The organism is Arthrobacter sp. ZGTC412 (assembly GCF_002929215.1).
In the GTDB taxonomy this organism is placed as follows: domain Bacteria; phylum Actinomycetota; class Actinomycetes; order Actinomycetales; family Micrococcaceae; genus Arthrobacter.
The window spans coordinates 412,114-427,545 of sequence record NZ_PJII01000001.1 but is presented as its reverse complement, the minus strand read 5'-3'; the positions used below and the strand labels follow the sequence as shown (position 1 = coordinate 427,545).

Here is a 15,432-nt window from a genome sequence, read left to right as displayed (position 1 = left end):
TTCGGCCGTGAAGTACATTCGATGGATAAAATATCGGCATTTGGGGGACGGTTGAGCGGCGGATTTTACGGAGCCGATGTTGAGCAACTGCGGCAGCTGGCAAACACCATGCGGACGGCGGGGCGAAAGCTGGATGCCCAGCGGCTGGCTTTGAACGGCGGTGTGGCCGGCACGCCTTGGCCGGGTCCGGACGCGGAGGTGTTCCGGCAAGAATGGAAATCGGTCCATAGCCGGTCGCTGGGGGCAGCCGCCACACTCCTGCAACAGACCGCTCAGGACCTGTTGCGGCATGCTGATGAACAACAGTCAGCAAGCACGGCAGGCAGTGCGTCAGCAATGCCGCCCCTGCCTGGCACGGTCCGGTCCCCGGCGCCCCAGCCCGAGGACCTTGAAGGGATCTCCCCGGCTGAAGCAAAAACCTGGTGGCTCGGGTTGACGAGCGACCAGCAGCAGGCGTTTATCCGCAACTACCCGGGGTTGGCGGGAAACACCAACGGAATCCCGTTCGAAGCACGGATCGAGGCCAACCGGCACAATGCGCAGGACCGGATTGACTGGCTGAAGAACAACGACCCCGAGCCCCAGCTGAATTATTGGATCCTTGACTCAAGCTATCCCGCGCGCTTCGCTGCCGAACATGAGGAGTGGCGTGAGCGCCAGGAGGGGATCGGTTACCTGCAAAAGGTTGTGGACGGCAAAGTGCAGCTCGCGGCGTATGATCCCGGCAATCAGTCCATCGTTGAGCTCATCGGTACCTATGACGAGAACACAACGACGGTCATCACCTACGTTCCCGGAACCCTGAGCAATGAGGCGTCGTTCTACGATGGCCGCGGCCCGCAGGCCATTCCAGGCCACTTGGTCAAGGCCGACACGTCCGGGGGCACGGCGGCCTTCGTCTACAAGGGGTCCGAGTTTCCCGACGGCGGTCCCGTGGAGGCTTTCCTGATCGAGGCCAAAAACGACGAATTCGTCGCTGCATCGGCACCTGTCCTTGCGGCCTTCCAGAAGGCGGTGAGCCTGGAACTGCCGCCCCAGGCCCAGACAGTTGGCATAGGGCACAGCTGGGGAGCGCGGAACCTGACGGGCTCCGAAATGGAGGGGGCGTCCTACAGCAAGGTCCTCGCGCTCTCCGGTGCCGCCATGCCGCCGGGCTGGACGCCCACCCCTGGAACCGACTACGCCAGCTACACCTATCCCGATATCCTGCTCACGGCTGAGGTCAACGGGCTGGTCGGCGAGAACTACCCCATGCGGGAGCCCGCTTTTGAAAAGCACATCTATGCTCCGCCGGGCGGTCTCAGGCCCGCCGAGATGTACAGCATCGACAATCACTCCCTGATTGCCAAGACAGTTCCCGAAAACGAGAAAGCCCTTGATGACATCGAAGAGAAAATCAGTGGCCGGTAAGTCCAGGTATGCTCCTGCCTGGCCACTTGCCGGAGCAACAGCACTGCTAGCAATGGTGGCCTCGTGCGGGCAGGCCGGAAATGGAAAAAACATGGACATCAGCCTGGAATCAGCCAAAGAGAAAGTCATGGCCACTGAGCAGGAGATTTTGGGCCTGCTGCCTCAGGAGAAGGTGCTGTCCAGATTCGCCCACGACACCTCGCCGCTGATGCCCTGCTCCGGGGAGCAACGAAAGTGGACCGGCGACGCCGAGGCGGAGGTTGCCCCGGGAGTCGACCGTGATGTGTTCCTGGACGAGGTCCTGGAATCGATGTCCGCCAAAGACGGCTGGACAGTGGATGACGGCAAAACCGCCGGCGGGAAGCGGAGAATTGACCTGCTGCACAGTGACGGTACCCACCTGCTGGTGTCCTTCCGGGAATCACCCGAGACTCTCAGGGTGTCCGGCTACAGTGCCTGCTTCGACTTCCCGGAGTACGAGTACGGCGAGGAGTACTGACACCCGCCTTGCCCGGTGCGCGGCACTAGGCTGATTCCATGCCCCCATCACGCCATCCGGCGGAACTGGCCCCACAGCGGGAACCCTCGCGGCGGCTGGCCCTTCGCCCGTACGCCCGCGCCGTAGCCCAGGTACTGCGCGTCAGTTTCCGGGCCTCCCCTGGGGCGGTGGTCATGAAAGTGCTCGGCTCGCTGATCTCGGCCGTGCTTCCGCTGGTCACCACATACTTCGCCGCGCTCACCACCACCGCGCTGGCCGCTGCCTATTCGGGCGATGCCGGTGCCGGGCAGCTGGCAATTGTCTACGTCGTCATCACCGCTGCTTTGGGCCTCTTCTGGGGCGCGTTCAACAGCGTGGACCGGTACATCCAGCAGCTGATGAGCTTCAAGGTGGGAGCCATCGTTGGCGACCAGATGTACGAGCGGTTCCTTGCCCTCGAGTTCTGGCGTTACGACGACAAGGAAACCGTAGACCTGTACGACCGAGCCAAAAGGTTCTCCGACTCCTACGCCCGGGTGCTGGACAGGATCGCCGCGATCTTCACCCAGCTCGTTTCGGTCATCCTCGCCGTGGGCGCGCTGCTGCTGGTCAGCTGGTGGATCGCTGTGATTGTCCTGGTGGCCATCGTGCCCAGCGTCTACCTGCAGTTCAAGCTGTCCCGAGAGCAAATTGCCCACTGGAACACGCAGGTGGATTCCCGGCGGCAGCGCCGGATGATCGAACAAAACCTGCTCCGGCCGCAGCACATCGCCGAGATGCGGCTCTACGGCATTGTGGGCTTCCTGATGGACTTCCGGTCCCGCCTCCGCGACGCGGACGAGCGCCGCCGTCTTGATTTCCAGCGCCGCTACATCCCCAAGCAGCTCGCCGCTGACGCCCTGCAGTACGGCGCAGAGGTCGTCTCGCTGATCTGGGTGGTGGGGCAGATCATCGCCCGCGCACAGCCCGTGGGCCAGTTCCTGTACGTCCAGCAGATCGTGAGCCGGGCACTGTCCACGGCCAACAGCCTGGTGTCCTCCCTCAGCTCCATCGATGAGGACCTGGCCAACCTCAAGGACTACGAAGTGTTCATGGCGCTGCCGGTCCATTCCGAGCACGCGCCCCCGCTGCTGGAGACCCCAAAAACCGTGGAGCTGAAGGACATCCGTTTCACCTACACGGGCAGTGATATCGAGGTGATCCGCGGAATCAGCATGACCATCCGGGAAGGCCAGCACATCGCCATCGTGGGCGAGAACGGCGCCGGAAAGTCCACCCTGATCCGGATTCTGGCCGGCCTTTACCGTCCGGACTCCGGGCAGGTAATGCTCGACGGCGTGGACCTCGCCGCCGTCGACGTGACCTCCTGGCACCGCCACCTCGCGGTGCTGAGCCAGGAGTTCCTTAAGTACGAGTTCGCCACGGCTGCCGAGAACATCTACTTCGGCGACGTCGACTCGCCCCGGGACGATGACCGCATCCGGCGGGCCGCCGCAGACGCCGAGGCGCTGGACTTCATCAACAAGCTGCCCAACGGACTGGACAACCACGTCAGCAACTGGATGGAGGACCCCCGGGGCCGCAAGGGCAGCGGGCTCTCGGGCGGCCAATGGCAGAGGTTGGCAATGGCCCGCAACTTCTACCGGGACGCCTCGTTTATGGTGATGGACGAGCCCACGTCCGCCATTGATGCCCTCGCCGAACACCGCATCTTCACCCGCCTCTTCGCGGACCGCAGCAGCACCATCATCGCCATCAGCCACCGGCTCGCCACCATCGAGAAGGCGGACATCGTGTACATGCTGGAAGACGGGCAAATCGTGGAACAGGGCACGCATAACGAACTCGTGGCGCTGCGGGGCCGCTACTTCAGGATGTTTGAGTCGCAGTTGAGCGTAGAGGAACCAACAGGACCCTAGGCCTCCACCACAGTGGTGCGGACGCGGGCAAGGCCAGGCTGCGGCGGAACGCTGCTGAAACCGAACTGCACCGCCGGAACGATGGGTGCCAGCGCCCCGGCGTCCACGCCGTCCCAGCTGACGACGGCGGAGCTGATGCTGTGAAGGTCACTCACCCCGTAATACTCGTGCCGGCCGCTCCCGGCGGTTCCCGAGGTGCGCGACCCGCCGCTGAGAACGGCGGCAACCGGGCTGATAGTCCGGAGCCAGCGAGGGTGGACGGCGAGGGGCCGGGGCACTGCCCGCAGCGCGCTGCCCAGGATCGTCCTCCCGCCGAGCCGGGCGCGGACAGCCAGGGAGCCGGCGTCCACCGTCAAAAGACCACTGGCCAGGGTGGTGTTTACCTCCACCACCCGGACCTCGTCGAAGCTGTAGGTGCTGGAGATGAAGTCGGCCACCTCCCCGGTGGGCGCCAACAGTATTCTGTGCCCGGAAGGCTGCTGGACCATAACGTCGGCGAAGATCCCGAAGGGTGAGTGCTGCCACAAGCCCACCACGGCGCTCAGGCCGGACGCGGTGCCAATCCCGGCGATGTGCCCGTCAAAGATCCAACGTCTGCCCATCAGGCCACTGTAGCCAAAGACAGTACTGCTGCTGGGATAACCTAGAGCAGTGACTTACGAGATCGAGATCGGCCGTGGCAAGCGTGGGCGTCGTGCCTACTCCCTGGATGACATTGCGATTGTCCCCAACCGTCGTACCCGCGACCCCAAGGACGTCTCCGTCTCCTGGCAGATCGACGCCTACCAGTTCAGCATGCCCGTCATCGCCGCCCCCATGGATTCGGCCATGTCTCCGGCGACGGCTATCGCGCTCGGCAAGCTGGGCGGCCTCGGCGTCCTGGACCTCGAGGGCCTCTGGACCCGGTACGAGGACCCGCAGCCCGTCCTTGACGAAATCGGCGCGCTGGAAGACGAGACCAACAGCCCGGCCGTGACGGGGCGGATGCAGGAGCTGTACAAGGCCCCCATCCAGCCCGGACTGATCACCTCCCGCCTCGCGGAGATGCGCGCCGCCGGCGTGACCGTGGCCGGTTCACTCACCCCGCAGCGCACGCAGGAACACTACAAGACCGTGGTGGCCGCCGGCGTCGACATCTTTGTGATCCGCGGCACCACCGTCTCCGCCGAGCACGTCTCCAGGGACCACGAGCCGCTGAACCTTAAACAGTTCATCTACGAACTGGACGTCCCCGTGATCGTGGGCGGCGCAGCAGGCTATACGCCCGCGCTGCACCTGATGCGCACCGGTGCTGCCGGTGTGCTCGTGGGCTTCGGCGGCGGCGCCACCACCACCACCCGCCGTGCCCTGGGCATCCACTCGCCGATGGCGTCGGCAATTTCCGACGTCGCCGCCGCCCGCCGTGACTACATGGACGAGTCGGGCGGCCGCTACGTCCATGTCATTGCCGACGGCGGCATGGGCAGCTCGGGCGACATCGTCAAGGCCATCGCCATGGGCGCCGACGCCGTGATGCTGGGCAGCGCCCTCGCCCGGGCCGAAGAGGCACCCGGCAAGGGCTGGCATTGGGGCCAGGAAGCCCACCACCTGGAACTGCCCCGCGGTGACCGTGCCAACGTCGGTACCGTTGGTCCGCTCGAGGAAGTCCTCTTCGGACCAGGCCACCACACCAACGGAACCTCCAACCTCATCGGCGCGCTCCGCCGCTCCATGGCGACCACCGGCTATTCGGACCTGAAGGAATTCCAGCGGGTCGACGTCGTGGTTTCCCCCTACTCGGGGAACTGACCCGCGGGGGCAGGGCTGAACGGCTCCCTGCCGCCCTGCCCAAGCGTGCCGCAACGAAGTAGGGTGGTCTCACTACCGGGACTAGTGGCACTGGAGGCGTTCGATGAAGAGTGTTCCTGCTAACGGTGGGGCCCTGGGCCCCGCAGCCAGGGAAGCAGCAATCCAGCGGCTGCGTGCAACCGCTGAGCCGGGCCAGGAACTGGACATCCTGATCGTCGGCGGCGGCATCGTGGGTACGGGTGCGGCCCTTGACGCCGTCACCCGTGGACTGGACGTAGGGATTGTCGAGGCGAGCGACTGGGCTGCCGGCACATCCTCCAGGTCCTCAAAACTCATCCACGGCGGCCTGCGCTACCTGGAGATGCTCGACTTTGGCCTGGTCAAGGAGGCGTTGCAGGAGCGCGGGCTGCTGCTCTCCGAATTGGCGCCGCATTTGGCCCGGCCGGTGCCGTTCCTGTATCCGCTGACGAAACCCTTTTTCGAGCGCCCCTACGTGGGCGCCGGCATTGCACTGTACGACGCCATGTCCGTCTCCAGCGGCCACAGCAGGGGAGTGCCGTTCCATAAACACCTCAGCAGGCGGGGTACACTCCGTGCCGCACCGAGCCTGAAGCATGATGCCTTTGTGGGCTCCATCCGGTACTACGACGGCCAGGTGGACGACGCGAAATACTGCGCCAACCTCATCCGGACAGCTGCCTACTACGGCGCCCATGCTGTAAACCAGATGGCTGTGGTGGACTTCCTGCGCGAAGGCGAACGCGTGGTGGGGGCCAAGGTGGTCAACCACGAGGACGGGACGCGATTCAACATCCGGGCCAAGCAGGTCATCAACGCCACCGGAGTCTGGACGGATGAAACCCAGGCGATGGTCACCGACCGCGGGCAGCTGAAGGTCCGCGCCTCCAAGGGAATCCACCTGGTGGTTCCGCGCGACCGGTTCCAGTCCACTGTCGGCCTGATCCTGCGCACCGAAAAGTCGGTGTTGTTTGTCATTCCCTGGGGCCGGCACTGGATTATCGGCACCACGGACACCGATTGGCACCTGGACAAGGCCCATCCGGCCGCGTCCAGCAAGGACATCGACTACATCCTTGAACACGTCAACAAGGTCCTGAAGCGCCCGCTCACCCGGGAAGACGTGGAAGGCGTATATGCCGGCCTGCGTCCGCTGCTGGCCGGGGAAAACGACTCCACCGCCAAGCTGTCGCGGGAACACGTGGTGGCACACCCCGTCCCCGGCCTGGTGGTGGTGGCCGGCGGAAAGTGGACCACGTACAGGGTTATGGCCAAGGACGCCGTGGACGAGGCCACCCGCACCATGGATGAGCGGGTACCGCCCAGCTGCACGGAAACCATCCCGCTCCTGGGGGCAAGCGGCTACAAGGCTGCCTGGAACCGAAGGAACCGCACGGCGGAGGAATCAGGCGTCCATGTGGCCCGGATCGAGCATCTGCTCAACCGGTACGGGTCCCTGACGCCCGAGGTGCTCGCCATCATCGCAGACAACCCTGCCCTGGCCGAGCCGATCCCCGGCGCCGATGACTACCTGCAGGCGGAAGCCGTGTACGCGGCAAGCCACGAGGGTGCCCGCCATGTCAACGACGCCCTGACCCGGCGGACCAGGATATCCATCGAGGCCTGGGACCGTGGTGTGTCTGCTGTGCCCGTAGTCGCTAAACTGATGGGTGACGTCCTTGGCTGGAGCGACGCCCAACGTGAAAATGAGGTCAGGCACTACATTGCACGGGTGGAGGCGGAGCGCCTCAGCCAGCAACAGCCGGACGACGAATCCGCAGACGCCGCCCGCCTGGGTGTGGAAGATATCGTGCCCTTGCGCTGAGGGGCCCGCCGCACCAGCATTGCTGACCGAAGGGATACGCCTTGGCGGAACCACTTGACCGGTACGACGCCGGCCTCACCACGCCCGAGATGGTGATCCTGGAGCTTGAAGCATCCAACAAGGCAGACGCCGCCACCCAGCTCGCGGAACGGCTCTTCGCCGCCGGACGGGTATCGGACCTGCCCGGATTCCTCAAGCACGTCAATGCGCGCGAGCACCAGCTGGCAACCGGGCTGCCAGGCGGAATCGGCCTGCCCCATGCCCGCAGCGAGTTCGTGTCCCGCACCTCCATAGCTGTCGGCATTGCCAAATACGGCCACGCGCTGGACTTCGGTGCCGCGGACGGTCCGGCCACGGTGATCCTGCTGATCGCCACCCCTGCCAGTTCCTTCTCGGACCACCTCGAGGTCCTGGCCACCCTGGCCCGCTCATTGTCCAAGGAGTCCTTCCGCGAATCGCTGCGCCGCGCCTACGACGCCGAAGTGATCGCAGAGCTCATCAATTCCAGCCTGGTGTTTTTCGACCACTGAACCCCGGGTTACGGGGCCCGCTCCCGTATGGTTCCGCCGCGGGTCCTGCCGCTGGAAGGGACCGTCCCGGGCCTCGGCGTTTAGTTGTTCTACAGCGGGACGAAGTACGGTTAAGACGTGTGGAAAACAGCCCTCAAACCCCGATGGATCGCAGGCTTCATCTTCGCGATCGCTATTTCCGGGGTGTTCGTGCTGCTCAGCCAATGGCAATTCGGACGCTCCACCCAACCGGAAGTGCCGGTCAACCCGGCCACCGAGCAGGTGCAGCCCCTGACCGAAACACTGGAGCCCGGGGACTTTTTCCACGGGACCGACGCCGATCAGATGGTGAGCGCGCAAGGGACCTATGACCCGGCCAAGCAGGTCCTGGTGCCGGGCCGCCTGCACGGCGGCAAGACCGGTTACTGGGTGGTCTCGGCCTTCGCGGTCACCGGCGCCCCTACCCTCAGCGGCGTCGCCGCGTCGCCCCAGACGTGGATTCCGGTTGCCCGCGGATGGGTGGCAGATCCCGCAGATGCTCCAGCGCCGCCGTCGGGCACTGTTGAACTGACCGGACGGCTGCTGCCGTCCGAAGCTCCGGTGGCAGGGACGGCAGCCGCGGCCGGCGAGGCCACGGCTGTTTCGGTGGCCGAGTTGATCAATTACTGGGAAGTCAGCAGCTATCCGGGCTTTGTTGCCGCCACCGCGGAAATTGCCGATGGCGCGGACGTCAGCCCCGCGGCAGTGCCGGGGGACCTCCTTCCCCTGCAGATCGGCCCGCAGCCGCCCGCCCAGCAGATCAACTGGCTCAACCTCTTCTACTCCCTTGAATGGGTTGTCTTCGCCGGCTTTGCCCTCTTCATCTGGTGGCGGCTGGTCAAGGACGACTACCACCGGGATCTTGAGGAAAGCCTTGACGATGACGATGACGTCAACCCGTTGCTCCCCGAACAGAACCAGCAACCTCCACAGAACCAGCAAAAGGTACAGCCATGATTGATCCGAAACCCGCCAACCCCGCCGCGGCCGGAGGCACTAACACAGGCACCAGCGCAGGCAGCAACACTGCCGGCAAGGCGTCCGGCAAGAAGCGCCGCTTCGGCGGCACCGAGGCGCAGATCCGCTCGGCCCTGAAGTTCTATAAGGTGCTGGCCTACCTCACCGGCGCTATGCTGCTGCTGCTGTGCGCCGAACTGATCGCGCGGTACGGATTCGGGCAGTACCTCTTTGCCGGCGGCACCAACGCCGTAACCGGCCAGCCGTTCGGCTTTGGTTTCGCGGATGCGGAACCGCCGGGGGTGCTTGGGGGAGTCAACCTGTCCGTCACGGTCCTCATTGTGCACGGCTGGATGTACGTGGTTTACCTGATGTCGAACTTCCGGCTCTGGTCCCTCATGCGCTGGCCGTTCCTGAAGATGGTCCTGCTGGCGCTGGGCGGAGTCATTCCGTTCCTGTCCTTCATCGTGGAGAAGAAGTTCCATGCCGAGGTAGAGGCAGAGCTTGCGGCCAACCCCCAGGCGCCGCAGAGGTACTAGCAGCCGCTGTAAACGTGGGAGTTCGCTCCGTCACAGGGCAGCTTCTCAAGGTGCGCCGGTGCAACGGCGGCCAGTAGGCTAGTACGGTGACTACTCCCACTGCATCCCAGACTTCCCAGAAGCCGGTGCTGGTTGTTGACTACGGTGCCCAGTACGCGCAGCTGATTGCCCGCCGCGTCCGGGAAGCGAATGTGTATTCGGAAGTGGTTCCGCATACCTACACAACCGAGCAGCTCCTGGCCAAGAACCCCGCCGCCATCATCCTTTCCGGCGGCCCCTCAAGCGTCTACGCTGACGGCGCCCCAAGTGTCGGTCCCGACCTTTTCGAAGCCGGCGTTCCCGTTTTTGGAATCTGCTACGGCTTCCAGGCGATGGCCAACGCCCTGGGCGGCAAGGTGGACAAGACCGGGCTGCGGGAGTACGGCTCCACGGAAACCACCATTCTCGGTGAGGGCCGGTCGGTACTGGAGGGCATGCCTCAGCACCAGAACACCTGGATGAGCCACGGCGACTCCGTCCACGAGGCCCCGGACGGCTTTGAAGTCCTTGCGACGACGGCGGGTGCTGAAGTAGCTGCCTTCGCCAACGAGGAAAAGGGCCTGTTCGGAGTCCAGTGGCACCCTGAGGTCAAGCACTCCGCCTACGGCCAGCAAGTCCTGGAAAACTTCCTCTTCAAGGGCGCCCGGCTGGAACCGAACTGGACCACCGGCAACATCCTCGAGGAGCAGGTGGAGCGCATCCGCAAGCAGATCGGCGACGCCCGGGTCATCTGCGGCCTGTCCGGCGGCGTTGACTCCGCCGTCGCAGCCGCCCTCGTCCAGCGTGCGGTCGGCGACCAGCTCACCTGTGTCTTTGTGGACCACGGACTGCTGCGTGAAGGCGAAGCGGAACAGGTGGAACGCGACTTTGTCGCCGCCACGGGCGTGAAGCTCTACGTCGCCAACGAGCAGGAACGGTTCCTGTCCGCCCTTGCCGGCGTCAGCGATCCTGAAACCAAGCGCAAGATCATAGGCCGCGAATTCATTCGTGCCTTCGAAGAGGCAGAACTTGCCATCATCGCCGAGGCAGCCGCCCATGGCGAGAAGATCAAGTTCCTGGTCCAGGGCACGCTGTACCCTGACGTCGTCGAATCCGGCGGCGGCGAAGGTGCCGCGAACATCAAGAGCCACCACAATGTGGGCGGCCTGCCCGAGGACCTGCAGTTCGAACTCGTGGAGCCCCTGCGTGCCCTGTTCAAGGACGAGGTCCGCGCGGTCGGTGCCCAGCTGGGACTGCCGCAGGAAATTGTGGGCCGCCAGCCCTTCCCCGGACCGGGGCTTGGGATCCGCATCGTCGGTGATGTCACCAAGGAACGGCTGGATCTGCTGCGCAAAGCCGACGCCATTGCCCGTGCAGAGCTCACTGCCGCCGGGTTGGACAACGAGGTCTGGCAGATGCCCGTGGTCCTGCTCGCCGACGTACGCAGCGTGGGCGTCATGGGTGACGGCCGCACGTACGGCCACCCCATCGTGCTCCGTCCCGTCTCCTCGGAAGACGCCATGACCGCGGACTGGTCTCGCCTGCCGTACGAGCTCCTCGCCAGGATCTCGAACCGCATCACCAACGAGGTGGAGGGTGTTAACCGCGTAGTGCTCGATGTCACCAGCAAACCGCCGGGAACCATCGAGTGGGAATAGCGTCATGAGTGGCCGGCCTCCGGTGAAGGAGGCCGGCCACTGCTGTTTCCTCAGCGAAAACCTCCGCAATTTAGCCTGCTCCAGTGTTGCGGTCTCTCAGTCCGGGCATGGAAGCGGCTACGCTCGAATCTATGCCGGTATGGTCCAGGGCGTCACGTGCAAACGCAGAAAAGAAGGCAGAAGTGTCAGTTGGTCAAGGCCACCCGGAAGGCTCCGAGGAGCTCCGTAAATGGCTGTCCGGGCTCAAACCCGTCACCGGGGCGGATACGATGCTGCGCTTCACCAAGACCCCCGAAGGGTCCATCGATCTGACGCACGCCCACCCGTCAGGCCTCGCCCAGCTCATGGCCGGGCGCAAGACCCGGCTTTCGACTCTGATCCGGGACCGTCAGCAGTATGTGGTTGCGGCCAGGGCTTCCCGCAACATCCGGTCAAAGATCTTCGAGCTTGCCAACGACCGCGGCATCGATGCCGGCTACTTCTCTGCAGGCACGGTGGTATGGACTTCTGCGGTGGGCGGCAAGCCGCAGCGCATTTCGGCTCCGGTCATGCTCACGGCGATTTCGCTCACTGTCCGTCCGGGGGAGGACGACTACGAACTGCAGCTGACTGAGCAGGCGCACATCAACCCGGCCCTGGTGCGGCACCTGAAGAACACCCACGGGATTGTCTTCGACGTCAATGCCGTCGCCCGGCTCGCCTACAGCACCGCCCGCTTCGATCCCCAGCCTGTCCTGGACAAGCTGGCAACACTTATCCGGCCCATCCACGGTGCCGAGGCACAGCACAACCTGCTGGTTTCCACCTTCGCCGACCTTTCCGGGAACCTGGACGATCCGTGGATCAATGACTCAAACCCTTTTGTGTCCGCTCTGGCCACCGCGGCAGGCGGCGAAGTGGTGGACTTCGACGAGCCGGACCCGTCCCGTTTCGCGTCGCTGGACAGCCGGCACCCCCGGGACGAAATGCTCCTGCTGGACGCGGACATCGACCAGCAGTACGTCATCGACGCGGCCCGTGCCGGGGATTCCCTTGTGGTCAGCAGCCCGCCGGGTACCGGCCAGACCCAGACTGCCATCAACACCATCGGTGCACTGGTGGACGCCGGGAAGACGGTCCTGGTGGTAGGCGACCGCCGCGCCAGCCTTAACGAGGTCTCCGGCCAGCTCGAAAGCCTGGGCCTGGAGTCTATCCTTTTCCAGCTGTCCGGAAACATTACTCCGCAGCAGCTGAAGGGTCAGCTGGTCCGGGCGATCGTCCGGAATGAGAAATCCCTGGAACCCCAGCTCGGGAACCTGCACGACACCCTGACGGAGCACCGCCACGCCCTGATGGATCACGTGGCATCACTGCACAACGTCCGCCAGCGCTGGGGCTGCTCGCCCTACCAGGCCATGCAGTCGCTCGCTGAGCTGACGTCGATCCATCCCGCACCTGCCACTACCGTCCGGTTGAAGCGCAGTGTCCTTGACAGCATCCGGGACCGGGATGAGCTTGCCGGCAGGCTCCGGCGTGCCGCCGAGCTGGGCAGCTTCAGCAAGGCGTCCACCACCAGCCCCTGGCATGGCGCGCGCCTCCTCACCCGCAAGGAGACGGAGGAAGCCCAGGACCTGGTGCAATCCGTTGAGAAGAGCCTTCCCGCCTTGCGGGAACGGATGAACGCAGTGGCGGAGCACGCGGAAATCCGGCGGGGCGCCACCTTCGCCGAATGGGGCGAACAGCTCGAGCTCCTGGTAGCCGTGCGCGGAAGCCTGGACAAGTTCACCCCCGACATCTTTGACAGGCCCGTCACCGACCTCATTTCTGCCACCGCGCCCTCAGCCTGGCGACGTGAGCGCGGCATCGAGCTGACCGCAATGCAGCGTTCGCGGCTGCGCAGGGTGGCCAAGGAATACGTCCGGCCCGGCGTCCACATTGCCGATCTCCACAGCTCCCTGGTCCTGGTCCAGGAACAGCGTGCTTTGTGGGCGGGCTATGCCACCACGCAGCGCCACCCTGCAGTGCCTTCCGGGCTGGCGGAAATCAACGTGATATACCGCGCCCTGGACCGCGAACTCAGCCAGCTGGGAGAGGCCCTCCGGCACACGGAAGCGGGCGGCGCGCTGTCCACTGTCCGTTATGAAGAGCTGATGGAACGGCTTGAGCGGCTGGTGGCCGACAGCGACACCCTCAAAACGCTGCCGGAGCGGACCCTCCTGGTGGAGAACATGCGTGAGCACGGGCTGGGGGAGCTTCTGGCCGATCTGGCCGAACGCGAGGTTCCGGCCGGTTCAGTCGCTGCCGAACTTGAACTCGCGTGGTGGCAGTCGGCGCTGGAAGCGATGATCAGCGGGGACGACTACCTCGCCATGTCCGACGGTGACGCCCTGCGGCAGCTCGAGGCCGAATTCCGGCTGGCGGACAACGCGCACATCGCCAGCGGTGCAGCACGGCTCCGCTGGGATCTGGCCGAGCGGTGGCGGGCCGGCATCGCAGCCCACCCCCGGCAGGCAGACCTCATGCGGAGCCTGCTCAAAGACGGCAGGGTGTCCCTGCCCGCGCTGACTGCACAGGCTCCCGACCTGATCGGTACCCTCGTTCCGGTCTGGTCCGTCAGTCCCTACCTGATGACCGGGCTGCTGCCCGCGGAACAGCGCTTCGATGCCGTGGTCATCCTCGACTCCGAAGCGACATCGCTCCAGGCCGTGCTGCCGTCCATTGCCCGCGCCCGCCAGGTTATTGCCTTCGGCGACGCCATGATCGCCAGCCCCCGGACGTTTACTGTGGGCGTGGAGCGGCTGGCAGCAGGCGAAACGGCACACCAGCGGGTGGAGAGCGCGTTCAAAGCGCTTTCGGCAGTGCTCCCCGTGTGGCGGTTGAACTTCGTTTACCGCGCGGTGGACGAGGACCTGGTCCTCCAGCTCAGCAAGAACTTTTACGACGGCGCCCTCCGCCGCCTTCCGGAGGGCCAGTCCGCTACCGGCCTGGACCGGTCCCTGGTGGTGGAGTACCTGCCTGACGGCACCGGCCTTCCGAGTGCGGACCACGAAGGCGTCGAGTCGGTGGTGGCTGAGGTCAACCGGGTGGTGCAGTTGGTCTTCGAACACGCCCGCACCCGCCCCCGCACATCACTTGCCGTGGTCACAGCCAGCCTCCGGCATGCTGCACGAATTGGTGAGTCGATCCGGCTCCAGCTGCCCAACCACCCGGGCCTTGCAGGGTTCTTTGGCGCCGGACCCGAGTCCTTCCGGGTCGTTGACCTGGAACGGGCCCAGGGCCTGGTGCGCGACCACGTCATTTTCTCGCCGGGCTTCGGACGTACCCCGCACGGCCGCGCCCTGCATAACTTCGGTCCGCTCTCTGCTGAAGGGGGACGGGAGAAATTCGCCCTGGCCATGACCCGGGCCCGCCGGTCTATACACGTGCTGACCTGCTTCCGGCCTGAAGACCTGGACCACACCCGGCTGACGCACGGGGCGGTGGACCTCTACTCACTGTTGGACCGTGAAATTGCGGGAAACACGGATCTGGGGACTCCCGCTTCCCGTGCCGCTGCCAGCGAACAGGCACTCGGTGCCGATCCACTGGTCGCTGACCTGGGGGACCGGCTCCGGGCACGAGGCGCCCGGGTCTGGCACCAGTATGACGGCGCAATTGATGTGGTGGCGGCCGCGGATCCGCTGAGCACCATGGGCCGGGACGAAACCGACCTGCCGTGGCCTGTGGCCATCGAGTCCGACGGCACCGAGCAGTACCGCACCATGAGCGTGCGTGAGCGGAGCCGGTTGCGGCCGCAGTTGCTGGAGCGGTTGGGGTGGCGGTACATGCCGCTGTGGACCATTGAGGTGTTTACTGATCCTTCAGCCTGCGCCGACCGTATTGCCGGCTACCTGGGCCTTGAGCGGGTGGTGCTTCCCGGCCGGACGTCAACCTCAACGGGCTTCCTTGACGACGACGTGGACCAGGCGCTCAATGGTATCGATGCCGGCGAGCAGGCGCGCCGTCGGCCGCAGGACAAAGACTTGGACAGCAAGGAGGCGGTCCCCGTGGCCCCTGAAGAAAACAGAAACGGCTCTGAGGACGGTCAGTCCGTCCCCGTGGATCCGGCCCCCGAAGATGAACAGGGCCAGGAGCAGGGCAAGGGTCAGGGGCAGGGCGAGACGCAAGGCATTCTGCCTACGAAGGCCTCGGAAGATGACCCGAAGCGCTGGGGCGATGCCGACGATGACCATGACGCCTGGCTGAAGGAACAGAAGCCGCCGCACTGGGGCTGACGGGTTTGGGGTTGGCCCTGA

Annotated in this window: 11 protein-coding genes; 10 read left to right on the top strand and 1 reads right to left on the bottom strand. The window is 65.1% G+C overall.

Annotated features, from left to right (window positions below):
* Positions 1–51: 51 nt before the first annotated feature.
* From CXQ88_RS01945 to CXQ88_RS01935, 3 genes are all read left to right on the top strand, one after another.
* Positions 52–1,410: a hypothetical protein gene (locus tag CXQ88_RS01945; RefSeq protein WP_104042476.1), complete on the top strand. Its 1,359-nt coding sequence runs from the start codon at positions 52–54 to the stop codon at positions 1,408–1,410.
* 91 nt (positions 1,411–1,501) lie between these two features.
* Complete coding sequence (locus tag CXQ88_RS01940; protein ID WP_258061651.1) at positions 1,502–1,909, top strand: hypothetical protein; 408 nt, start codon at positions 1,502–1,504, stop codon at positions 1,907–1,909.
* Positions 1,910–1,947: 38 nt separating this feature from the next.
* Positions 1,948–3,807: an ABC transporter ATP-binding protein gene (locus tag CXQ88_RS01935; protein ID WP_104042474.1), complete on the top strand. Its 1,860-nt coding sequence runs from the start codon at positions 1,948–1,950 to the stop codon at positions 3,805–3,807.
* Here the strand turns inward: CXQ88_RS01935 and CXQ88_RS01930 are convergent.
* On the bottom strand, positions 3,804–4,409 hold the full coding sequence (locus CXQ88_RS01930; protein WP_104042473.1) for a hypothetical protein: 606 nt from the start codon (positions 4,407–4,409) through the stop codon (positions 3,804–3,806). The genes CXQ88_RS01935 and CXQ88_RS01930 overlap by 4 nt on opposite strands.
* A 49-nt stretch (positions 4,410–4,458) precedes the next feature.
* Between CXQ88_RS01930 and CXQ88_RS01925 the strand changes: the two genes are divergently transcribed.
* The 7 genes from CXQ88_RS01925 to CXQ88_RS01895 all read left to right on the top strand — a co-directional run bounded on the left by CXQ88_RS01925 (position 4,459) and on the right by CXQ88_RS01895 (position 15,411).
* Complete coding sequence (locus CXQ88_RS01925) at positions 4,459–5,595, top strand: GuaB3 family IMP dehydrogenase-related protein (RefSeq protein ID WP_104042472.1); 1,137 nt, start codon at positions 4,459–4,461, stop codon at positions 5,593–5,595.
* Positions 5,596–5,698: 103 nt separating this feature from the next.
* A complete protein-coding gene (locus CXQ88_RS01920) occupies positions 5,699–7,438 on the top strand; it encodes a glycerol-3-phosphate dehydrogenase/oxidase (RefSeq protein WP_104042471.1) in 1,740 nt (579 codons plus the stop codon).
* Between the two features lie 41 nt (positions 7,439–7,479).
* Positions 7,480–7,968, top strand: coding sequence for a PTS sugar transporter subunit IIA (locus CXQ88_RS01915; protein WP_104042470.1), 489 nt, complete (start codon positions 7,480–7,482; stop codon positions 7,966–7,968).
* 117 nt (positions 7,969–8,085) lie between these two features.
* On the top strand, positions 8,086–8,943 hold the full coding sequence (locus tag CXQ88_RS01910) for an SURF1 family protein (RefSeq protein ID WP_104042469.1): 858 nt from the start codon (positions 8,086–8,088) through the stop codon (positions 8,941–8,943).
* Positions 8,940–9,482, top strand: a complete 543-nt coding sequence (locus CXQ88_RS01905; RefSeq protein ID WP_258061650.1) for a DUF3817 domain-containing protein — start codon at positions 8,940–8,942, stop codon at positions 9,480–9,482. The genes CXQ88_RS01910 and CXQ88_RS01905 overlap by 4 nt, the downstream gene beginning before the upstream one ends.
* Positions 9,483–9,568: 86 nt before the next feature.
* Positions 9,569–11,158 (top strand): glutamine-hydrolyzing GMP synthase, encoded by a 1,590-nt coding sequence (guaA, locus tag CXQ88_RS01900; protein ID WP_104042468.1) that lies wholly within the window; start codon positions 9,569–9,571, stop codon positions 11,156–11,158.
* Between the two features lie 131 nt (positions 11,159–11,289).
* Positions 11,290–15,411, top strand: coding sequence for an AAA family ATPase (locus tag CXQ88_RS01895; protein WP_104042467.1), 4,122 nt, complete (start codon positions 11,290–11,292; stop codon positions 15,409–15,411).
* Positions 15,412–15,432: the final 21 nt, after the last annotated feature.